The organism is Duganella hordei (assembly GCF_040369125.1).
GTDB classification, from domain to species: Bacteria; Pseudomonadota; Gammaproteobacteria; order Burkholderiales; family Burkholderiaceae_D; genus Rugamonas; species Rugamonas hordei.
In genome coordinates this window covers 1-21,367 of record NZ_BPWI01000021.1, presented here as the reverse complement: position 1 = coordinate 21,367, position 21,367 = coordinate 1, and the positions used below count along the sequence as shown (strand labels likewise).

At 67.3% G+C, this 21,367-nt stretch carries 21 protein-coding genes and 1 pseudogene; 15 read left to right on the top strand and 7 right to left on the bottom strand.

Annotated features, from left to right (window positions below; translation table 11 throughout):
- Positions 1-3: 3 nt before the first annotated feature.
- Together ABWW33_RS29200 and ABWW33_RS29195 are read right to left on the bottom strand one after the other, a co-directional pair.
- Positions 4-495, bottom strand: a complete 492-nt coding sequence (locus ABWW33_RS29200; protein ID WP_353404921.1) for a hypothetical protein — start codon at positions 493-495, stop codon at positions 4-6.
- A gap of 98 nt (positions 496-593) precedes the next feature.
- Positions 594-1,352: a transporter gene (locus ABWW33_RS29195; protein WP_353404919.1), complete on the bottom strand. Its 759-nt coding sequence runs from the start codon at positions 1,350-1,352 to the stop codon at positions 594-596.
- 109 nt (positions 1,353-1,461) lie between these two features.
- Between ABWW33_RS29195 and ABWW33_RS29190 the strand changes: the two genes are divergently transcribed.
- From ABWW33_RS29190 to ABWW33_RS29175, 4 genes are read left to right on the top strand one after another with little or no spacing between them, the layout of a single operon-like run.
- The gene (locus ABWW33_RS29190; protein WP_353404917.1) at positions 1,462-1,896 is read left to right on the top strand and encodes a MarR family winged helix-turn-helix transcriptional regulator; all 435 of its coding nucleotides are present in this window, start codon (positions 1,462-1,464) and stop codon (positions 1,894-1,896) included.
- Positions 1,893-3,434 (top strand): MDR family MFS transporter, encoded by a 1,542-nt coding sequence (locus ABWW33_RS29185; protein ID WP_353404915.1) that lies wholly within the window; start codon positions 1,893-1,895, stop codon positions 3,432-3,434. The genes ABWW33_RS29190 and ABWW33_RS29185 overlap by 4 nt, the downstream gene beginning before the upstream one ends.
- Before the next feature lie 11 nt (positions 3,435-3,445).
- Positions 3,446-4,885 (top strand): efflux transporter outer membrane subunit, encoded by a 1,440-nt coding sequence (locus ABWW33_RS29180; RefSeq protein WP_353404913.1) that lies wholly within the window; start codon positions 3,446-3,448, stop codon positions 4,883-4,885.
- A gap of 13 nt (positions 4,886-4,898) precedes the next feature.
- A complete protein-coding gene (locus ABWW33_RS29175; RefSeq protein WP_353404911.1) occupies positions 4,899-6,044 on the top strand; it encodes an HlyD family secretion protein in 1,146 nt (381 codons plus the stop codon).
- Positions 6,045-6,135: 91 nt separating this feature from the next.
- Here ABWW33_RS29175 and ABWW33_RS29170 read toward each other — a convergent pair whose 3' ends face one another.
- The 3 genes from ABWW33_RS29170 to ABWW33_RS29160 all read right to left on the bottom strand — a co-directional run bounded on the left by ABWW33_RS29170 (position 6,136) and on the right by ABWW33_RS29160 (position 8,604).
- On the bottom strand, positions 6,136-7,695 hold the full coding sequence (locus tag ABWW33_RS29170; RefSeq protein ID WP_353404909.1) for a hypothetical protein: 1,560 nt from the start codon (positions 7,693-7,695) through the stop codon (positions 6,136-6,138).
- 52 nt (positions 7,696-7,747) lie between these two features.
- Positions 7,748-8,035: a hypothetical protein gene (locus ABWW33_RS29165; RefSeq protein ID WP_353404907.1), complete on the bottom strand. Its 288-nt coding sequence runs from the start codon at positions 8,033-8,035 to the stop codon at positions 7,748-7,750.
- A gap of 71 nt (positions 8,036-8,106) precedes the next feature.
- Positions 8,107-8,604, bottom strand: a complete 498-nt coding sequence (locus ABWW33_RS29160; protein ID WP_176654040.1) for an Lrp/AsnC ligand binding domain-containing protein — start codon at positions 8,602-8,604, stop codon at positions 8,107-8,109.
- 100 nt (positions 8,605-8,704) lie between these two features.
- On the opposite strand from ABWW33_RS29160, the gene ABWW33_RS29155 reads away from it, so the two are divergent.
- The gene (locus ABWW33_RS29155) at positions 8,705-9,988 is read left to right on the top strand and encodes a D-amino acid dehydrogenase (protein ID WP_176654039.1); all 1,284 of its coding nucleotides are present in this window, start codon (positions 8,705-8,707) and stop codon (positions 9,986-9,988) included.
- A gap of 224 nt (positions 9,989-10,212) precedes the next feature.
- Positions 10,213-11,052: an HDOD domain-containing protein gene (locus tag ABWW33_RS29150; protein ID WP_176654038.1), complete on the top strand. Its 840-nt coding sequence runs from the start codon at positions 10,213-10,215 to the stop codon at positions 11,050-11,052.
- Positions 11,053-11,061: 9 nt separating this feature from the next.
- On the opposite strand, the gene ABWW33_RS29145 is transcribed toward ABWW33_RS29150, so the two are convergent.
- Positions 11,062-11,622 (bottom strand): cysteine dioxygenase family protein, encoded by a 561-nt coding sequence (locus ABWW33_RS29145; protein ID WP_176654037.1) that lies wholly within the window; start codon positions 11,620-11,622, stop codon positions 11,062-11,064.
- An 81-nt stretch (positions 11,623-11,703) separates the two neighbouring features.
- On the opposite strand from ABWW33_RS29145, the gene ABWW33_RS29140 reads away from it, so the two are divergent.
- On the top strand, positions 11,704-12,729 hold the full coding sequence (locus tag ABWW33_RS29140) for a transporter (protein ID WP_176654036.1): 1,026 nt from the start codon (positions 11,704-11,706) through the stop codon (positions 12,727-12,729).
- Positions 12,730-12,758: 29 nt separating this feature from the next.
- Positions 12,759-13,367, top strand: a complete 609-nt coding sequence (locus tag ABWW33_RS29135) for a Vat family streptogramin A O-acetyltransferase (protein ID WP_353404986.1) — start codon at positions 12,759-12,761, stop codon at positions 13,365-13,367.
- On the opposite strand, the gene ABWW33_RS29130 is transcribed toward ABWW33_RS29135, so the two are convergent.
- Entirely contained in the window at positions 13,315-13,842 is a 528-nt protein-coding gene (locus ABWW33_RS29130; RefSeq protein ID WP_353404904.1) for a hypothetical protein, read from the bottom strand. The two genes, ABWW33_RS29135 and ABWW33_RS29130, sit on opposite strands and share 53 nt — an antisense overlap.
- Positions 13,843-13,987: 145 nt before the next feature.
- Here ABWW33_RS29130 and ABWW33_RS29125 point away from each other — a divergent pair, with 145 nt between their 5' ends.
- From ABWW33_RS29125 to ABWW33_RS29095, 7 genes and pseudogenes are all read left to right on the top strand, one after another.
- On the top strand, positions 13,988-15,202 hold the full coding sequence (locus tag ABWW33_RS29125; protein WP_353404902.1) for an MFS transporter: 1,215 nt from the start codon (positions 13,988-13,990) through the stop codon (positions 15,200-15,202).
- Complete coding sequence (locus ABWW33_RS29120; RefSeq protein ID WP_353404900.1) at positions 15,199-15,822, top strand: helix-turn-helix transcriptional regulator; 624 nt, start codon at positions 15,199-15,201, stop codon at positions 15,820-15,822. The genes ABWW33_RS29125 and ABWW33_RS29120 overlap by 4 nt, the downstream gene beginning before the upstream one ends.
- 170 nt (positions 15,823-15,992) lie before the next feature.
- Positions 15,993-17,951, top strand: coding sequence for a polysaccharide biosynthesis protein (locus ABWW33_RS29115; RefSeq protein WP_353404898.1), 1,959 nt, complete (start codon positions 15,993-15,995; stop codon positions 17,949-17,951).
- Positions 17,952-17,984: 33 nt separating this feature from the next.
- A complete protein-coding gene (locus tag ABWW33_RS29110; protein WP_176654031.1) occupies positions 17,985-19,046 on the top strand; it encodes a Gfo/Idh/MocA family protein in 1,062 nt (353 codons plus the stop codon).
- A gap of 48 nt (positions 19,047-19,094) precedes the next feature.
- Positions 19,095-19,703 carry an acyltransferase gene (locus ABWW33_RS29105; protein WP_176654030.1) on the top strand — a complete coding sequence of 203 codons (609 nt, stop codon included), beginning with the start codon at positions 19,095-19,097 and terminating at the stop codon, positions 19,701-19,703.
- A gap of 10 nt (positions 19,704-19,713) precedes the next feature.
- Positions 19,714-20,817 carry a DegT/DnrJ/EryC1/StrS family aminotransferase gene (locus ABWW33_RS29100; RefSeq protein ID WP_353404897.1) on the top strand — a complete coding sequence of 368 codons (1,104 nt, stop codon included), beginning with the start codon at positions 19,714-19,716 and terminating at the stop codon, positions 20,815-20,817.
- A pseudogene (locus tag ABWW33_RS29095) lies at positions 20,810-21,367 on the top strand (lipopolysaccharide biosynthesis protein); the annotation flags it as partial. The gene ABWW33_RS29100 and the pseudogene ABWW33_RS29095, both read left to right, overlap by 8 nt.

Below are 21,367 nucleotides of genomic sequence, written 5' to 3'. Positions count from 1 at the left end.
TTGTCAGTCCTTGTTGTGGCCGTGGCCCTTGCCGTGGCCCTTGCCGTTGTCGTGGTCGTCGCGGTCATCGCGTCGATCGTCGCGGCGGTCTTCACGACGCTCTTCGCGGCGTTCTTCATGGTGGCCGTCGCGATAGCCATCACGGTAGCCGTCGCCATGACGTTCGCGGTAGCGCGGCGCGTATTGGTTGTTGTACCAGCCGTCCTGGACGAAGTACACGCGCTGGCCGCAGGCGTTGTAGGCGCCGCAATGCTTGGACCAGTGCTTGATGTGGCCTGGCGGCACGCGCAGGTAGATAGGCGCGGTCTCGACATAGCGGACCGGACGCTCGACCAATATCGGCTCGCGATAGATCACTTGCGGCTGCGGAAAATCGCCGATATCGAGACGGCCGTAGAAACCGGGCTGGCCGACGTTAATGGAGACGCCCACGTTCTGGGCGAAGGCGCTGCCGGACAATACCAGCAGACTGATGGCGATGATCTTGGCTTTCATATTTGCCTCTTTTCTTATATGAATGGCTGAGCGGTGTTACTCATTCGCAATAATATCAGGCTCAGCTTTCATTATCCGTACGCCAGCGCACATAGTTGTCACCATAGTTGAGCTAGCGGCAACACCACGCCGCTAAAGAAAGACCAATCCGGCGACGCGTGGTTCAATCCGTGCGCAAACCCGGCGTCCAGGGTCAGCCGCTTGCTGGGACTGTACGAGACGGCAAACAGCACCTGCGCCGTGCTGGCCGCGCCGCTGCGGCGGGTGCCGGACAGTTCGCCGGTCGCGCCCCACTGCTCGTTGACCGGCGTCGAGAACGAGGCCGACAGGCCGGTCTGCACGCGTCCGCTGCCCGGTTCGTAGCTGCCCAGGCGGGTGCCGTTCAGGTTGGCGTCCATGTGCACGCTGCCGATGTCCTGGCTGTAGATGCCGTTCAGGCTGTAGTCGGCGCGGCCGCTGCCGATGCTGTCCCTGGCGGTCGGCGCCTTGGCGCCCAGTTCCAGGCCCAGCGCGCTGTCCTCGCCGAGGATGAAGGCGCGCTTGAGCACGAACTGCGTATCGCCGATGCCGTGCGCGCGGCCGCCGTCGCCGTCCGGCGCCGACACATAGCCCTCGCCCACCAGCACCACGCCCCACTGCTGGTTGAAGCCCAGCTTGAGCGCGTACGGCAGGCTGTTGCGGCGGCCATCGTCGGATTTGCTGCTCAGTCCGCCAAGCTCCAGCTCCAGCTGGCCGGCCGCCGGCAATTGGGCCGGGCTCGACACCGACGGCCGGTAAGGCGTGACCGGCGGCCCCTCCTGCGCCAGGCAAAACAGCGGCAACAGGCACAGCGCGGCGGCGGAAACAGGCATTTTCATAGCGGTCCTTGAGAGGGAGATGGCATTCAGCGTAGCACGTCCCTTGGCGAGGAGAAAGTACCTATGCTAAGATAATAGTTCGATACCTAACGATTAGCAGGTGAATAGTATGTCTTCTATCGAAGAGCGTTTCTCCTCCGCGCTGCACGGCACCGCCCGCGCCTGGCGCCTGGCGATCGACCGCCGCCTCAAGCACCTGGGCATCAGCCAGTCCAGCTGGATGGCGATCGCCCTGACCGCCAAGGAAAAGGAGCCGCCGTCGCAGACCCGGCTGGCCGCGCGCGTCGGCGTCGAGGATCCGACCATGGTCGCCACCATCGACCGCCTGGTCAAGGCCGGTTACATGCTGCGCACGCCGTCGGCGACGGACCGCCGCGTCAAGCTGCTCAGCCTGACCGAGGAAGGCTGGCGCCTCTATGCCACCGTGAAATCCGAGGCGGAAGTCGTGCGCAATGAAATGCTCGGCAAGGCCGATCCGGAAATCCTGCGCGTCGTCACCGAGTTCCTCGAGTCGATGCAGACCGACATCGAGTCCTGCGCATGAGCGACGCAGTAACCGCCGCCGGGCCGCAGCAGCAGCCGCCGATCAACCGCCGCATGATCACCATCTCGATCATGCTGGCGACCATCATCCAGGCGCTGGACGGCACCATCGCCAACGTCGCGCTGCCGCACATGCAGGGCAGCCTGTCGGCCTCGCAGGACCAGATCACCTGGGTGCTGACCTCCTTCATCGTGGCCGCCGCCATCGCCACCCCGCTGACCGGCTGGCTGTGCGACCGCTACGGCCAGAAGAACATCTTCCTCACGGCGGTGGCCGGCTTCACCGTGGCCTCGGTGCTGTGCGGGCTGTCCGGATCGCTGGCCGAAATCGTCGCCGCGCGGCTGCTGCAGGGCGTGTTCGGCGCCGCGCTGGTGCCGCTGTCGCAGGCCACGCTGCTCGACATCAACCCGCGCGAAAAGCACGGCTCGGCCATGGCCGTGTGGGGCATGGGCGTCATGATCGGCCCCATCCTCGGCCCCACCCTGGGCGGCTGGCTGACCGACAGCTACAACTGGCGCTGGGTGTTCTTCATCAACGTGCCGGTCGGCGCGATGGCGTTCTACGGCATCTGGCGCTACATCCGCCCTGTGCCGGGCGCGCGCAAGATGACTTTCGACGCCTTCGGCTTCGTCACGCTCAGCCTGGCCATCGGCGCGCTGCAGATGCTGCTGGACCGCGGCGAGCAGAACGACTGGTTCGCCGCCACCGAAACCTGGATCGAGGCGGTGGTGCTGGCGCTGAGCTTTGCGTATTTCGTCGCCCACACCGCGCTGCGGCCGGCCGGCAAATCCTTCTTCGACTACCGGCTGCTGAAGAACGCCAACTACGTCAGCGGGCTGCTGTTCATCTTCATCGTCGGCCTGGTGCTGTTCGCCACCCGCGCGCTGACGCCGTCGATGCTGCAAAGCCTGATGGGCTATCCGGCCGCCGTCGCCGGCCTGGTCACGGCGCCGAGCGGCATCGGCACCATGATCGCGATGATGGTGGTGGGCCGGCTGGTCGGCAAGTTCGACCTGCGGCTGCTGCTCGGCCTGGGCTTCGCCATCACCGCCTTCTCGCTGTGGCAGATGACGCGCTACACGCTGGTGCTGTCGCAAAGCGACATCGTCTGGCCGGGCGTGATCCAGGGCCTGGGCCTGGGGCTGGTGTTCGTGCCGCTCAGCGCCGCCACCTTCGCCACCCTGTCGCCGGAGATGCGCGCCGAAGGCACGGCCATCTACAGCCTGATACGCAATATCGGCAGCTCGATCGGCATCGCGCTGGTGCAGACGCTGCTGGTGCGCAACACGCAGACCATGCACGCCACGCTGGCCGAGAAGATCACCACCGTCAACCCGTCGCTGCTGGACAACCTCGCCACGCCGGAAGCGGCGGCCGCGCTGAACGGCGAGATCACCCGCCAGGCCTCGATGATTTCGTATGTCGACGATTTCTGGCTGATGATGATCTTGACGCTGTGCGTGATCCCGCTGTTGCTGCTGATACGCCCGCCGGCCAAACACGCCGCACCCGCCGTCGACCACGCCGCCATGGACTGATGATGAAAACGATGAAAACCCGACTCAAGAAAACCGCCCCGCTGCTGGCCATGCTGCTGGCGATGGCCGGCTGCGCCCATGTCACGCCGGACCTGCACCCGCTGGCCCGGCGCGACATCGCCGGCGCCGAACTGGCGTCCGGCATCAAGCTGGCGCGCGAAGGCTGGCCGCAGGCGCAATGGTGGACCGCCTACCACGACGAGCAGTTGAACGCGCTGATCAAGCAGGCGCTGGCCAGCGGCCCGACGCTGGAAGTGGCCGCCGCGCAGATCGGCACCGCCAGCTCGGCGCTGCAACGCACGGCGGCCGATGTCGGCGTCGACATCAGCGCCTACGCCAACGCCAACCGCCAGCGCTATTCCGGCACCGGCCTGTTCCCGGCGCCGATAGGCGGCACCTGGTTCACCGCCGAAACGCTGCGCCTGGACGCGCGCTACAACTTCGACTGGTGGGGCAAGAACCGCGCGCAGGTCGCCGCCGCCGTCGGCGAGCTGACGGCCGGCCGCGCCGCCTATGCCCAGGCCGAACAGGCGCTGGCCGCAGCCGTCGCGCAAAGCTACTTCCGCCTGCAGGGAGCCTGGGCGCGCCTGGCCAACACCGAACAGCTGGCGACCGCGCAAACCGCGCTGGCGCAGGACAAGGCCAAACGCATCGCGCGCGGCCTGGCCAACGCCGACGAGCAGCGCGGCGCCGAACTGGAACTGAACCTGATCCGCAAGCGGCAGGCGGAACTGCGGGCCGACATCGGCCGCGAACGCGAGGCCCTGCGCGCGCTGGTCGGCGCCGACAGCAGCGCGCTGGCCGACCTCAAGCCGCAGCCGCTGAATGCCGCGCCGCACGCCCTGCCCGCCCGCCTCGGCATCGAGCTGCTGGCGCGCCGGCCCGACCTGCAGGCAGCGCGCTGGAAACTGGAAGCCTCGCTGAGCCGGATCGACGCGGCCAAGGCGGCCTTTTATCCTGACGTGAACCTGACCGGATCGATCGGCCTCGATACCGTCAAGCTGGAAAACCTGCTGCAGGCGGCCAGCCGCACGCTGTACATCGGCCCGACGCTGACGCTGCCGCTGTTCGACAGCCGGCGCCTGGATGCGCAGCTCGACAGCGCCCGCACCAGCCGCAACGAACGCATCGCCGAATACAACCAGGCGGTGATCGACGCCGTGCGCGACGTGGCGCAGGACGGCGTGCAGTTGCAAGGCATCGAACAGCAGATCGCGCAGCAGGCGCAGGCCACCGGCCTGGCGCGGGCGCAGATGGCGTCGGCGCAGGCGCGGCTCGACCACGGCCTGGCCGACCGCGGCAGCGTGCTCAATGCGCAACTGGCGCTGCTGCGCCAGCGGGACGCCGACCTCTATCTGCAGCAGGTGCAGCTGCTGGCCGAAGTGGCGCTGACCAACGCGCTGGGCGGCGGCTATCACGAAGAAGCGCCGCTGGCGACGGCTTCCAAATAACAAGGATGAAACCATGAGCACCGACATCACCAAACCGAACGACAAGAAACGCAAGACCGTCCTGGCCGGCATCACGCTGCTGTTCATCGCCGCCGGCATCGCCTACGCCGCCTACTACAAGATCGTGCTGTCCAGGGAACAGCAGACCGACAACGCCTACGTCGGCGGCAATCTGGTCAACCTGTCGTCGCAGGTCACCGGCAACGTGGCCGAGATCCGCGCCGACGAAACGCAGATGGTGCAGGCCGGCGCCACGCTGATCAAGCTGGACTCGGCCGACGCCGACGTGGCCCTGAGCCAGGCCGAGGCCCGCCTCGGCGCCGCCGTGCGCCAGCAGCGCCAGCGCTACGCCGATGTCGCCCAGTACGACGCCACGGTCGCACAGCGCAAGCTGCAGCTGAAGGAAGCCGAGGACGACCTGGCGCGCCGCAAGCCGCTGGCGGCCGACCACACCGTGTCGGGCGAGGAAGTCGAGCATGCGCGGCAGGCGGTGGACAACGCCCGCGCCGCGATCGCGGTGGCGGTCAAGCAGGCCGACGCCGCGAAGGCCGGCGTGGCCGGCGTGGCGGTGGCGCAGCATCCGTCGGTGCTGGCGGCCAGGGCCGACTACCAGCAGGCGTGGCTGGCGGCGCGCCGCAACACCATCGTGGCGCCGGTGTCGGGCTACGTGGCCAAGCGCAGCGTGCAGATCGGCGCAAGGGCGACGCCGGGCACCTCGCTGCTGTCGATCGTGCCGCTGGACCAGTTGTGGGTGGACGCCAACTTCAAGGAATCGGAGCTGCGCAACATCCGCGTCGGCCAGCCGGCCAGGATCGAGGCCGACATGTACGGCAGCAAAGTCGAATTCCACGGCAAGGTGGTGGGGCTGTCGGCAGGCACGGGCAGCGCGTTCTCGCTGCTGCCGGCGCAGAACGCCAGCGGCAACTGGATCAAGGTGGTGCAGCGGCTGCCGGTGCGGATCGCGCTCGACCCGAAGGAGCTGGCCGCGCATCCGCTGCGCATCGGCCTGTCGACCACGGTGACGGTCGACATCAGCAAGACCGATGGCCCGGTGCTCGGTGCGCCAATGCCGCAGGCACCGGTCTACACCACGCAGGCGCTGGCCCAGCCGCTGCAGCAGGCCGCCACCGCCGCCGACGCCATCATCGCCCGCAATTAAACCCGGGGTCAGATCCGACATTTGGACACGAGCTCTACCGTTGCGGCTGCAACGGTAGAGCTCGTGTCCAAATGTCGGATCTGACCCCGGATTATTTTTGCAGCTCGGCGTCCAGCTGGCGGATCGCCGCCTGCGCCTGCGTGATGACGCGGTCGGCGATGCGCTGGCGCATGCCGGGCACGCGGCCGGCCGCTTCGGCTTCCAGCAACAACGGCGTCAGCAACTGCAGCGCCGAGTCGTGGAAGCCTTGCGCCACCATGTCCAGTTGCGTGTTGAAGCTGTGCTCGGCCGCCTGCAACTGCTTGCGCAGCTCGTCTTCGAAGGCGGCGCGCTTGTCGCGGATTTCGGTGCGCTTGCGCTTGCCGCTGTCGGTGAACCACTTGAACGCGCCCGCCAGCAGCACCGCGCCGCCGACAAACGGCGCCACCGGCGCCACCACCGGCAACACCACCGCCGCGCCGATCAGATAGGCCGCCGTGCCGGTGCCGGCCGCCACCACCGCCCCGCTCATCAAGGTGACGCTGGCCGCCGTGTCGACGCCGTTGACGATGCGCGTGCCGACCCGCAAGCGCGGCATCAGCTTGGCCAAGGTCGAATGATGCTGCCGCTGGAACACCGACGACTGATTCAACCGCATCGCCTGCTGGAACAGCCGCAGGTCCTCCTGCAGCAGATGCAGCGCCTGTTCCTTGCGCCGCACGATGCGGTCCAGCCGCCGCTCCATCTCCTGGCCGAACTGGTTGCGGCCCATGCTGGCCCACACATCCTCGTCCTTCCATTGGTCGGTGTTGAGCCGGTCGGTGATGGCCAGCTCGATGGCGTTGCCGGCGTCGTGCACGGCGTCGTCGATTTCCTCGACCAGCAGGCGGCGCTCGTGGGCGATGCGCTGGTCGACCAAGGTCAATCGCTGCAGCACCTGGTTCTTCAGGTCGTTGGCGGCGTTGACCAGCGTGGCCGCCGTGGCCTCGCCCACCGACAGCATGTGCGCCTGCTCCAGGTAGACTGAAATATCATGCGCAATGGCCGAGGTGGTGCTGCCGACCAGCTCGCGCAGCTGGCCATGATCGATGTCGCCGGACTGGAACTGACGCGCATGCTCGATCAGCGCCTGCTGGCCGGCATTGCGGCCGAAGTCGGCCACGGCGTCGGCCAGCGAGCGGCCGCGCACCAGCCGGCGCGCCTGCTCGCCCAGGTTGGCCAGGATGCCGCGCTCTTCGGCCGGCGGCAGCAGATGCAGATGTTCGGGCGTCAGCCGCACCGACAGCGCCTTGGCCAGCCGCTGGGCCAGCGCGCGGGCGTCGGCGCCGTGCAGCGCCAGCAGCGGGATGGCCATGCCGAGGGCGTTTTCGCGCGCGGCCTGGTCGATGCCGGCGCTGCTGCGGCTGAGCGCGTTGAAGGCCCAGTCGACGTCGACGCCCGATTCGATGGCGTTCAGCACCAGCGCGGTGAAGACGGCCGAGGACTTGCCGTCGCCGGCGATGTCGGTGACGGCGGCGAACTGCGCCAGCGTCAGGCTGCCCTCCTTGCCGGCGATGGCGCCGACCGCGCGCGCGTAGGCCGAGCTGAAGCTCTGGTCCGAAGACATATGCTCGTCCAGCGAGCGAACGCTGACCGCGTGGGTTGTTGTCGGAGTACCGTGCTGACTGTTCACACCTGCTCCAGTTCATTTAATGCCATTATGGCATTCTAACTGAAGCATCGGTTCAATGAGGCATGTAGCGGATCGCGACCAGGATCAGACTGGCTTGTCCGACCGCCGAAGCAAATATCCACTTCAATATTTCCGCCTTCTGCTCCGCCAACTGCTGATTTATAAAGAGCCGAAGACGCTCCTCAAACGCAGCCAGATCGGATTTGCTGGCCGCTTGCGTCACTAGTGCTTGCGTCACTAGTATGTCTGCAAGCGCCATGGCGTGGGCTTCCGCCTGTCCGGTCGGCACGCCTGCGGATTCCAGGCGCTTCGCATAGCTGAGTGTATCGAGAGAAATCATAATGGTCCCCCAAGCATCCCGTTATTGTCCTCCTTCCGAGAGCGCCCGCAAGTAGCGCATGCTGATCCATATCAACCCTGCACCACCTCGGTAGACAAAATCAGCGTCTCCTTGATCTCCTCCATCACGACATAGCTTTTCGACTGCGCCGCGCCTGGCAGGCTGAGCAGCATGTCGCCCAGCAGCTTGCGGTATTCGGCCATTTCGTGGATGCGCGCCTTGATCAGGTAGTCGAAGTCGCCCGACACCAGGTGGCACTCCTGCACCTCCGGTATCCGCAGCACCTCGCGCCGGAATTGTTCGAACACCGGCCCCGATTTCTGGTTCAGCGTGATCTCGACAAACACCAGCAGCTTGGCCCCCAGCGAAGGCGGATCGATGCGCGCGTGGTAGCCGGTGATCACGCCGTCGCGCTCCATGCGCTTGACCCGCTCGATCGCCGGCGTGATCGACAAGCCGACCTGCTCGCTCAAGTCCTTCATCGAAATCCGGCCATCGGCTTGCAAGATCTGCAATATCTTTCTGTCCAGCTTGTCCAGGCTGCGGACCGATTCTTTTTGAATTCGCATGAATATCCACTGAATTTATCAAGTTATACAGTAACAAATACTAGTGATACAAGCATACCATAGCGGAATATCTGGCAGGTTCAATAATTAGGGGGATGAGATGCGCGTTGTGATCTTGGGTAGCGGTGTTATCGGCGTCACCAGCGCCTATTATCTGGCCAAGGCCGGCCACGATGTGACCGTGCTCGACCGTCAGCCCGGTCCCGCGCTGGAAACCAGCTTCGCCAACGCCGGCCAGATCTCGCCCGGCTACGCCTCCCCCTGGGCCGCGCCCGGCATCCCGCTGAAAGCGATGAAATGGATGCTGCAGCGTCACGCGCCGCTGTCGATCACGCCCGACGGCACGCTGTTCCAGCTGGAATGGATGTGGCAGATGCTGCAAAACTGCACCGCCGAACGTTACGCCACTAATAAAGAGCGCATGGTGCGCCTGGCCGAATACAGCCGCGACTGCTTCAAGGTGCTGCGCGCCAGCACCGGCATCGAATACGAAGGCCGCCAGCAAGGCACGACCCAGCTGTTCCGCACGCAAAAGCAGCTGGACGACGCCGCCAAGGATATCCAGGTGCTGGAAGAAACCGGCGTGCCGTATCAACTGCTGAGCCGCGAACAACTGCTTGCCGCCGAACCGGGCCTGGACCAGAACAAGCTGGTCGGCGGCCTGCGCCTGCCCAACGATGAAACCGGCGACTGCCAGCTGTTCACCACCCGCCTGACCGCGATGGCCGAGGAACTGGGCGTCAAGTTCCGCTACGGCGTCGACATCACCGGCCTGGCCACGGCCGGCGAGGAAATCAAAGGCGTGCAGTGCGGCGCCGAACTGGTGACCGCCGATTCCTACGTGGTGGCGCTGGGCGCCTATTCGACCACGCTGTTGAAGGACCTGGTCAAGATTCCCGTCTATCCGCTCAAGGGCTACTCGATCACCGTCCCCATCGTCAACGCGGGCGCCGCGCCGGTGTCGACCATCCTCGACGAAACCTACAAGATCGCCGTGACCCGCTTCGACGACCGCATCCGCGTCGGCGGCATGGCCGAAATCGCCGGCTTCGACAAGCGCCTCAATCCGCGCCGCCGCGAAACGCTGGAGATGGTGGTCAACGACCTGTTCCCCGGCGCCGGCGACACCGCGCAAGCCAGCTTCTGGACCGGCCTGCGTCCGATGACGCCGGACGGCACGCCTATCGTCGGCCGCACCGGCCTGCGCAACCTGTTCATCAACACCGGCCACGGCACCCTGGGCTGGACCATGTCCTGCGGTTCGGCGCAGCTGCTGTCGGACCTGATCTCGGCGCGCCGCCCGGCGATCCTGGCCGACGACCTGTCGGTGAGCCGCTACAACACCGGCGGCGCCCAGCGCCGTCCGCAGCTGGCAAACGCCTGACGACAGTCCAAGCTTAACCCCGGTCGCGGCGCCATCGATGGCGCCGCGCACGGTTTCCTCCTTGCGCCGCACGGCGCTTTCGGCCGCGGATCATTGCTATCCGCGCGCACCGGCACCAGCATCGGCGCGATACTGTGGCATCGCCGCCTCTAATCTGACATTGAATCCGCTATCACGCCTACATGGCGTTGAGATTGCAGCGGCGGGTGCGTATAATTTTCATCATGAATAAACTCGAAGCATTCGGCCATATCGCGGCCCTGGCCATTCGTGGCGAACTGGTATTCCCAACCAGCGTAAACGCGGCACTGCGCGTTCAATTGGCGTTGGACGATCCGGAGTGCCCGGTCGACAAGGCGATCAGCCTGGTGCTGGCCGAGCCGCTGCTGGCGGCGCGCACCGTCGCCATCGCCAATTCCGCCATGTTCAACCGCGCCGGCGCGCCGACCATCACCAACGTGCGCGGCGCCATCATGCGCATCGGCTACCAGAACCTGTTCGCGCTGGCCGCCGCCATGGTGGTGCGCCAGTTCGGCAGCAAGATCTCCGATCCGGCGCTGCGCCTCAAGGCCGAACAGCTGTGGGACCACACCATCGCCGTGGCGGCGCTGTCGCGCATCATCGCGCGCCAGGTCACCGGCGTGAATCCGGACACCGCGCTGTTCGCCGCCATCGTGCACGAGGTGGGCGGCTTCTACCTGCTGTCGCGCGCCGACGAATTCCCGGGGCTGCTGGAAGAGGATCCGGAAAACTGGCACTCGGCCAGCGAAGAGATCATCACCCGCGAAGTGATGCGCAAGCTGTGCATCCCCGAGCCGGTGGCCGAGGCGATCGAGGGCCTGCGCGACAGCTTCATGTCGATCCCGCCCGATACGCTGCTCGACACGCTGCTGCTGGCCAACCACCTGACGCCGGTGAAGTCGCCGCTGCAGGAACCGCAGCGCGACCTGCCGCCGCATTCCGATTCGGCCATCGACCTGTTCATCGACGAACAGAAGCTGGCCGACATGCTGGCCGAAGCCGAGAACGACGCCGTCGAGATGAACGCCGCCTTGCTGGTTTAATCCGCCGCTCTAGCGGTTGGCGTAGCCCGATCGGAACGGTTTGACGGCGCCATCGGGCGCATACACGGAGCGATCGATGGCGCCGATGTCCCCGCCGTACACGTGCACGCCGACCGACACCCGGTCGTCATAGGCGTTGCGCACTTCGTGGATGTCGCCCAGGGCCGGCGATACCGCGCTCACCTGCCCCTGTTCCAGCCGCAGCGGCGCGCCGTCCGCCACCATGGCGCCGCCGGCCCCGCGCCGGTAGGCCTGCGCGATCTCGGCGCCGCGCAGGATGCCGACCAATCCCCACACCGTATGATCGTGCACAGGCGTGCGCTGGCCCGGCCCCCAGACAAAGCTGGCGACCGAATAGCGCGCGGCCGGATCGAGGTACAGCAGGTACTGGCGGTAGAACTGCGGATCGGGCTGCGCCATCGCATCGGGCAGCCAGTCGTCATGCGCCAGCAAGGCGCGCAGCAGCGCACCGCCCTCCTCGACGATGCGCGGTTCGGCGGCGCCCTGCGCCAGCAGGCGGTCCATGCCGTCGACAAAGACGGCCAGGCGCGGCGGCAAATCGGTATGCATAACAAATCTCCCGGTCAGGATCTCACCCTATGGTAGCGTAATTTGCTATCCTGATGCCCGCGACCACCATGGAGAAAACGAATGCAGAATGCGCCTCAGTCCTACGGATCCGACCAAGCGGGCATGGTCTGCGGCTATGTGTTCGGCCGCACACCGGACGGCAAGGGCGTGCCGCTGGATACCGACCAGGCCTGCCTGTGGCTGAAGAACCGCGAGCAGCATCCGGGCGAATTCGTCTGGCTGCACTACAACCTGGCCAACACGGCCAGCGAGAAATGGCTGCACGAACATACCTCGCTGCCGGAGGAATTCTATGAAAGCCTGCACGAAGGCCCGCGCTCGACCCGCATCGAGCTGGCCGACAACACGCTGGTGGCGGTGGTCAACGACGTGCTGCACGATTTTTCGTTCGAGCCATCGGACATTTCCACGCTATGGCTCAGCGTCGACAAGCAGATCGTCATCAGCGCCCGGCGCAAGCCGCTGAAGGCGGTCGACAGCCTGCGCAACGCGGTACGCAACGGCGAGCCGATACGTTCATCGGTCGAGCTGCTGATCCACCTGCTGCGCGACCAGGCCGACGCGCTGATCAAGATCGTCCGCGACTCGATCGCCACGGTGGACGACATCGAAGACAATCTGCTGGCCGGCAAGCTCAACACCAAGCGCGCCAGCCTGGGCGCGCTGCGGCGCGTGCTGGTGCGTCTGCAACGCCTGCTGGCGCCGGAGCCGGCGGCGCTGTTCCGGTTGCTGCAACGGCCGCCGGCCTGGGTCGCCGAGATCGATGCCCAGGAACTGCGCCAGTCGACCGAGGAATTCTCGATGGTGCTGGCGGACATGGCCTCGCTGCAGGAGCGCATCAAGCTGATACAGGAGGAGATCGCGGCGCTGGTCAACGAAGGCAACAACCGCAGCCTGTTCGTGCTGACCGTGGTGACGGTGCTGGCCCTGCCGATCAACATCATCGCCGGCCTGCTCGGCATGAACGTGGGCGGCATTCCGCTGGCGCAGGAGCCGGAGGGGTTCTGGGTGGTGGTGGCGATCGTCGCCAGCTTCACGCTGATCGCCGGCTGGATCGCCTTCCGCCGCCAGGGAGACGTGTCGTGAACGGCCCGTCGCCGGCCGATCCGCACCCGATGCCGGGCTTCCCGCAGGTCTGCTACATCAAGAACATCGTGCGCAATCCGAACATCGTCATCGGCGACTACACTTACTACGACGATCCGGAAGACCCGGAAAACTTCGAGCGCAACGTGCTGTACCACTTCCCCTTCATCGGCGACAAGCTCGTGATCGGCAAGTTCTGCGCGCTGGCGCGCGGCGTCAAGTTCATCATGAACGGCGCCAACCACAAGATGTCGGGCATCTCGACCTATCCGTTCCAGATCTTCGGCAACGGCTGGGAGCAGGCGATGCCGGCGCCGGGCGAGCTGCCGTACAAGGGCGACACGGTGGTCGGCAACGACGTCTGGATAGGCTACGACGCCTTGATCATGCCGGGCGTGCATATCGGCGACGGCGCCATCGTCTCGTCGCGCTCCGTGGTCACCGGCGACGTCGCCCCGTACACCGTCGTCGGCGGCAATCCGGCCAGGCAGATCAAGGAGCGCTTCGCGCCGGAAGCCGCGGCGCGGCTGCAGGCGATCGCCTGGTGGGACTGGCCGGTCGAACGGATCACGGCCAACCTGGCGCTTATCGTTTCCGGCGATATTGAGGCGCTGGCGCAGGTTCAGCCAGGTTCCTGAGGTTGTAGACCAGGCGGCCGCCGTAGGCCGCGAACAGCACGCCCAGGACCAGCGCGATCAGGTTGTCGCGGCGGTAGCTGCCCCGCACGGTGGCCAGGCTGGAGACTTCCTTGCCGCCGACCGACACGCCATACACCGTGTAGTACCGGCCTTGCAAAAAACCGGGCGAGGCCGACTGGCCCGGGTGCAGGAATACGGTGACCGGATACGACCCGGCCTCGGCGTCGCCGATCGCCTGCCGCAGTCGGCCATCGCTATCGCCCTTGACGTACACCACGAACTGGCGCGGCTCGCCGGCGAGGGCGAAGTACAGGCCGCCCTGCGCCGGGTGGGCCGAGGCGACGCGGCCGGTGGTTGTCTGCAGCTGCCCGGCATCCGGAAAGTTCCGCTCCAGCGCGACGTACAGCATCATCAGGCCTATGCCCAGCAGCAGAAAGAAGTACGCGCCACGGCGGCCGGCAAACCAATTCTTCATCTTGTTTCAGGCGGATTGCAAAGTTGACGACAGAGCCGCCATCATACATGCGCGCTGCCGACGCGGCAGCATAAGTAAACATTTTTGTTTACTTAATAATGAGATCCGCCTACAGTAGCGTTACTCGATTCGTTGAATGCCACCCATGAAAACACCCCTGCTGATCGGCGCCGCCTGCCTGCTGGCCCTGCTGTCCACGATAGGCGCGGCGCTGCCGTATCCGATTCTGCCGCCGCTGTTCGCCGCCGGCGTCAGCAACGGCTTGAACCAGTTCCTCGGCCTGCCGCCCAAGCTGCTGTTCGGCCTGGCGCTGACGATCAATCCGCTCGGCCTGCTGATCGGCTCCGCCCTGCTCGGACCGATGTCGGACCGCTACGGCCGCCGCCCGGTGCTGCTGGTGACCGCCGTCGGCGCCGCCATCGGCCACGCGGTGACGGCCGTCGCGCTGCTGCTGGAATCCTATCCGCTGTTTATCGTCGCCCGCTTCGCCACCGGTCTGCTCGAGGGCAACGGCTCGGTGGCGCGCGCGATGCTGGCCGACCGCCTCGACGGCGACCTGCGGCGCAAGGCCCTGTCGTGGCTGAACGGCGCCTTTTATATGGGCTGGCTGGCCGGCCCGCTGCTGGCCGGCGTCACGCTGGCGTGGGGCATCACGATGCCGTTCTGGGTCGCCGTGGCCGCGCTGCTGCTGGTGGCGGTGCTGGTGGCCGCCGTGCTGCCGCACGAAACGCCGTCGCAAGCGACCACCTCGTGGTGGCAGGTGGCGCGCGACCGCCACGCGCTGAACCTGCTGCGCGAGCCGGACCTGCGCAACCTGTTCATCGTCACGCTGGCCTATACCTGCGGCGTGACGGCGTTCTACGAGTTCTATCCGCTGTGGCTGGTGGAGGTGCCCGGCTACGGCGCGCGCGGCATCGCCTGGACCACCGCCGCCATGTGCGCGGTGATGACCACCACCACCCTGTTCGCCGGCCGTCCGTTCCAGGGGGAGCCGCTGCTGCGGGCGCGCCGCTTCGCCATCGTCACCGCTACGCTGATCGCGCTGCTGGCGGCCAGCAACGCCTGGGTCGGCATCGCCGCCATCATCCTGTTCGGCGTGCCGCACTCCTGCTACAACGCCATCGTGCCCAACTGGTGCGCCGAGCGCTTCGGCGCGCACGGCCAGGGCGCCGTCATGGGACTGATCTCCACCACCTTCTGCCTGGCCAATATCCTGATGGCCTTGGCCGGCGCGGTGCTGACGCTGATCGACACCCGTTTGATCCTGGTGCTGGGAGCGGTGCTGACCGCGTGGTCGGCGTGGCGCATGCAAAGCTGGCACGCCAGCATGAACGCCAGGCTGGAGGGCGCGCTGCCATGAACACCGCCGAACAAACGCTGTTCCTGTTGAAGACGCGCGGGCCGCAGACCGCGCAGCAACTGGCCGGCCTGATGGACCTGACCTCGATGGGCGCGCGCCGGCAGCTCGAAGCGTGGCAGGAAAAAGGCATGGTCAGCTACGAGGACGTGGCCGACAAGCCGGGCCGCCCGTCGCGCCGCTGGCTGCTGACCGAGGCGGGCCACGCGCGCTTCCCCGATCGCCACGCCGACCTGACGGTGCAGCTGATCGACCAGGTGCGCGGCCTGTTCGGCGACGCGGGCCTGGAGAAATTGATCGTCGCGCGCGAGGCCGCCAGCGAACAGCAATACCGCCAGCATCTGCAAGGCGTGCGCGCGCTGCCGCAACGGGTGGCGGCGCTGGCGCAGGCGCGCACCAGCGAAGGCTACATGGCGGAAGTGCAGGCGCAGGACGACGGCAGCCTGCTGCTGGTGGAGAACCATTGTCCGATCTGCGCCGCCGCGCGCCGGTGCCAGAAGTTCTGCCGCTCGGAGCTCGACGTGTTCCAGCGCGTGCTGGGGCCGGAGTGCTCGGTGGGCCGCGTCGAACACATGCTCAATGGCGCGCGCCGCTGCGTGTATTTGATCAAGCCGCGTAACTAAATTCCAGAAACAAATATCAACAAGAAATAGATGTCAAGCCGCCAGGATAAGCTCCGCCGCGCAGTTTGATCGCAGTCAAGCCGCACTACGCTGGTCAGAAGACAATCAACGCATGCCGGGTGCCCGCACCGGGCAATCAGCCAGATTGCTTCATGAAGGTATTGCGCATCATGTTTTATTTAGCCTCACGTATTGCCTGCCTTGCCCGCCGTCTCAGCGAAAAAGCCATCGCCATGAGTCGGCGCGGCAAAAGCGCCGTGATGCTGGGTGCCGATTGCCTGGCGCTGCCGCTGTGCGTGGAGCTGGCGATGCTGATGCGCTCCTCGCCCCTGGCGCCGCTGTCCGCAACGCTGCTGCTGTCGGCCGTGTCGGCGGCGGCGCTGGCGATGTCCGACCTGTACGGCGCGGTGCTGCGCTACCTTGAGCAGCGCATGCTGGCCCGCGCCGCCTTCGGCATGGCGATCGCCGTGCTGTGCATCCATCTGCTGACGCTCGATCAGGCCACGCACTACCCGGCCGGCGCGCTGGTGACCTACTGGTTTGTCGCACTGGCCTACCTGGTGGCCTCGCGGGTGGCGGTGTGCAGCCTGCTGCAGCGCCTGAGCGGGCCGCCGCCACAGGCGCGCGAAGCGGTCGCCATCTACGGCGCCGGCGACGCCGGCGCGCGCCTGGCGCAAGCCATGCGCGCCGACAGCCGCTATAGCCCGATCTGCTTTTTCGACGAGAAGCACGGCCGCGCGCCGCACACCATCGCCGGCCTGCGCGTGCTGCCGCCGCAGCAGCTGGCCGAGACGGTGGCCGCCGCGTCGATCAGCCTGATCGTCATCGCCCTGCCCGACATTTCCGGCGAGCGGCTCGGCGCCGTGCTGCGCATGGTGCGCACCAGCGGCGTCAGCGTCAAGTTCCTGCATGGCCTGCTGGACCTGGCCGACCACGCGTGGCGCCGCCAGGCGCCGCGCAGCGCCAGCTTCGAGTTTCCGCTGGAGCAGTTGCTGGGGCGGCCGCCGGTGCCGCCGGACAGCGCGCTGTTCGGCCGCTGCGTGCGCGCCAGGAGCGTGCTGGTGACCGGCGCCGGCGGCTCCATCGGCAGCGAGTTGTGCCGCCAGATCGCCAGCCTGGGTCCGCGCCGCCTGCACCTGCTGGACCACTGCGAGTTCTCGCTGTACACCATACGCCAGGAGCTGATGGCGCAATGGCCGCAGCTGCAGCTGCGCGCGCACCTGGGATCGGTGTGCAACGAGCGGCTGCTCGACCGCATCATGCAGGAGGACAGCATCGACACCATTTATCACGCCGCCGCCTACAAGCATGTGAACCTGGTCGAGACCAATGTGGTCGAGGGCCTGCGCAACAACGTGCTGGGTGCGCGCAACGTCGCGCGCATCGCCGACAAATACCTGGTCGAGACCTGCGTGCTCGTTTCCAGCGACAAGGCGGTGCGTCCCAGCACCATCATGGGTGCCAGCAAGCGGCTGTCCGAGCTGGTGTTCCAGGCGGCGGCGCAGACGGCCGCGCGCGACGGCGGCCGCACCGTGTTCAGTATGGTGCGCTTCGGCAACGTGCTGGGTTCCTCCGGCTCGGTGGTGCCGCTGTTCCGCCGCCAGCTGCAGCAAGGCGGTCCGCTGACCGTGACCGACGCCGGCATGGAGCGCTACTTCATGCTGATCCCGGAGGCGGCGCAGCTGGTGATCCAGGCCGGCGCGATGGCCGAGGGCGGCGAGGTGTTCGTGCTCGACATGGGCCGGCCGATCCGCATTGTCGACCTGGCGCGCAGCATGATCGCGCTGGCCGGCCTGACCGAGAAGACCGCCCAGTATCCGCACGGCGACATCGAAATCCAGTACGTCGGCCTGGTCCCCGGCGAGAAACTGCAGGAGGAGCTGTTGACCGAGCAGGACGCCGTGCCCAGCGAGCACCCGCGCATCCTGCGCATGAAGGAACGGGCGCTGCCGCCGGCGCTGCTGGAGCAGTACATCGAATTGCTGCTGGTGGCCTGCGACACCAACGACCGCTGGCTGATCGAAGCCATGCTGAAGACCATCATGTCCGAGTTCACGCCGCAAACCGGCGCGCCCGCCGGCGCCGACGAGGCGCTGCGGGCGATGGCGCAGCTGGCGCAGACGTCCTGACATCCATCCCATCACCCCGAGGAGAACCGCATCATGCGCCAGTTCGCACCCGCCGTTACCGACCGCAAGATGCGCTTCGCCCTGGTGGGCTGCGGCCGCATCGCGCAAAACCATTTCTCCGCGCTGCGCCAGCACGGCGAGCGCTGCACGCTCGACGCCGTGTGCGACGTCGATCCCGCCGCGCTGGAGCGGGCCGCCGAACACACCGGGGCGGCGCCGTTCGCCAGCCTGCAGCAGATGCTGGCTACGGCGGACATCGACGCCTGCATCATCACCACGCCCTCCGGCCTGCATCCGGAGCAGGCGGTGCAGATCGCCCGCGCCAGCCGCCACGTGATCACCGAAAAGCCGATGGCCACCCGCTGGGAAGACGCCAAGCGCATGGTCGCCGCCTGCGACGCGGCCGGCGTGCGCATGTTCGTGGTCAAGCAGAACCGCCGCAACGCCACGCTGCAGCTGCTCAAGCGCGCGGTCGACAAGAAGCGCTTCGGCCGCATCTACATGGTGACGCTGAACGTGTTCTGGACCCGGCCGCAAGCCTATTACAACAGCGCGGCCTGGCGCGGCACCTGGGAATTCGACGGCGGCGCGTTCATGAACCAGGCCAGCCACTACGTCGACCTGATCGACTGGATCGTCGGCCCGGTGGAAAGCCTGCAGGCCTACACGGCCACGCTGGCGCGCGACATCGAGGTCGAGGACACCGGCGTCATCAGCCTGCGCTGGCGCAACGGCGCGCTCGGCTCGATGAACGTGACGATGCTGGCCTATCCGCACAACCTCGAAGGCAGCATCACCATCCTCGGCGAAAAGGGCACGGCGCGCATCGGCGGCGTGGCCGTCAACGAAGTGCAGCAATGGGACTTCGCCGAGCCGGACGAGGACGACGAGCGCGTCAAGGACGCCAGCTACGCCACCACGTCGGTCTACGGCTACGGCCATCCGCTGTACTACGACAACGTGCTCAAGGTGCTGCGCGGCGAGGCCGAGCCGGAGACGGACGGCCGCGAAGGCCTGAAGTCGCTGGAAGTGCTGATCGCCGCCTACCGCTCCGCCCGCGACGGCCGCCGCGTGGCGCTGCCGCTCGATTACTGATGCCCGGCCATCCGCCGTTCAACCAAGGATACAACCAAGGAGAATCGCATGTCCCGCAACGCCCTCTTGCAGCCGCAGCACACCATCCATCCGAGCGCCGTGGTCGACGCCGGCGCCGTCATCGGCCCCGCCACCCGCATCTGGCACTTCAGCCACGTGTGCGGCGGCGCGCGCATCGGCGCCTGCTGCTCGCTGGGGCAGAACGTCTACGTCGGCAACGATGTCGTGATCGGCGACAACGTCAAGATCCAGAACAACGTCTCGGTGTACGACGCGGTCACCATCGAGGACGACGTGTTCTGCGGCCCGAGCATGGTGTTCACCAATGTCCACAATCCGCGCGCGGCGGTGGTGCGCAAGGACGAATACCGGCCCACGCTGGTGCGCCGCGGCGCCACCATCGGCGCCAACGCCACCATCGTCTGCGGGGTGACCATCGGCAGCTACGCCTTCCTCGGCGCCGGCGCCGTCGCCACCCGCGACGTGCCCGATTTCGCGCTGATGGCCGGCGTGCCGGCGCGGCGCATCGGCTGGATCAGCCGCCACGGCGAGCGGCTGGCGCTGCCAGAGGCAGGCGAGGGCCGGGCCGTGTGCCCGCATACGGGCGACGTGTATGCCGTCAGCGGCGGCGTCTGCACCCTGCTGTCGGCGGAATAAGGAGAGCATCGTGGAATTCATCGACCTGAAAGCGCAATACCAGCGCCTGCGTGAGGATATCGGCGGCGCCATGCAGCGCGTGCTCGATCACGGCCAGTACATCATGGGGCCGGAAGTGGCCGAACTGGAGCAGCGGCTGGCCGCGTGGAGCGGCGCGCGCCATTGCGTGACGGCGGCCTCGGGCACCGAGGCGCTGCTGATCGCGATGATGGCGCTGGGCGTGCGGCCGGGCGACGAGATCGTCACCACGCCGTTTTCGTTCATCGCGACGGCGGAGGCGATCGTGTTGCTGGGCGCGCGGCCGGTGTTCGTCGACGTCGAGCGCGGCAGCGCCAACATCGATCCGGCGCTGATCGCGGCGCGCCTGAGCAAGCGCACCCGCGCCATCATGCCGGTGTCGCTGTACGGCCAGCCGGCGGACATGGACGCCATCAACGACCTGGCGCAGGCGCACGGCCTGGCCGTGATCGAGGACGCGGCGCAGAGCTTCGGCGCCAGCTATCGCGGCCGGCGCAGCGGCAACCTGTCGACCATCGGCTGCACCAGCTTCTTCCCCAGCAAGCCGCTGGGCTGCTACGGCGACGGCGGCGCGGCCTTCACCAGCGACGACGAGCTGGCGCAGGCGATGCGCGAGATCCGCGTGCACGGCCAGTCGCAGCGCTACCGGCACACGCGCATCGGCGTCGGCGGCCGCATGGACACGCTGCAGTGCGCCGTGGTGCTGGCCAAGCTGGCCGTGTTCGACGAGGAGCTGGCGCTGCGGCAGCGCGTGGCCGCCTGCTACGAGCGCCTGTTCGCCGGCCGCGTCGCCACCTTCGCGCCGGCGGTCGACCGCAGCAGCGCCTATGCGCAGTACACCATCCTGCCCAGGCGGCGCGCCGTGGTGCAGGCGGCGCTGCAGCAGGCCGGCATACCGAGCGCGGTGCACTACCCCGTGCCGATCCACCGCCAGCCCGCCTATGCCGGCTTCGACGACGCCGATTGCCCGGTTGCCGAGCTGCTGTCGCAGCATGTGCTGAGCCTGCCGATGGGACCCTACCTGTCCCTGGCCGACGCCGAAAAAGTGGCGGCCACCGTGCTGGCCGCCGATGAATCAGCGGGCCATCATGCCTAGCCTGCCGCCCCTGCCGCCCTTCTGGCAACACCTGCTGACCGTGCTCAGCGGATCGCTGGCGGCGCAAGCCCTGCCCATCCTGGCCGCGCCGCTGATCACCCGCTGGTGCCGGCCGCAGGACCTGGGCGCGTTCGGCGTCTGGTACGGCGTGGTGGCCATCGCCGCCGTGGCGGCCACGCTGCGGATGGAAAACGCGATGATCATCGATCACCGGCGGCCCCGGCAGCGCATCTGCTTCGGCGTGGTGGCGTGGTCGGCCGGCTGGCTGGCGGTGCTGCTGACGCTGGGCGCCGCCATCGCCAGGCTGGCCGGCTGGACCGGCATGTCGTGGCTGGGCGTGCTGACGCTGGGCGCGGCGGCCTGGCTGACGGCGGTCATGCAGACCACGCTGGCCTATGCGGCGTCGCATAACGCCTTCGGCGCGGCGGCCAAGGCCAAGGTGTGGGCGGCGGGCGGCATCGCCGCCGCCCAGCTCTGCCTGCTGCTGGCCGGCGCCGGCGCCGCCGCGCGGCTGGCCGGTCACCTGTCCGGGCTGTCACTGGGGCTGCTG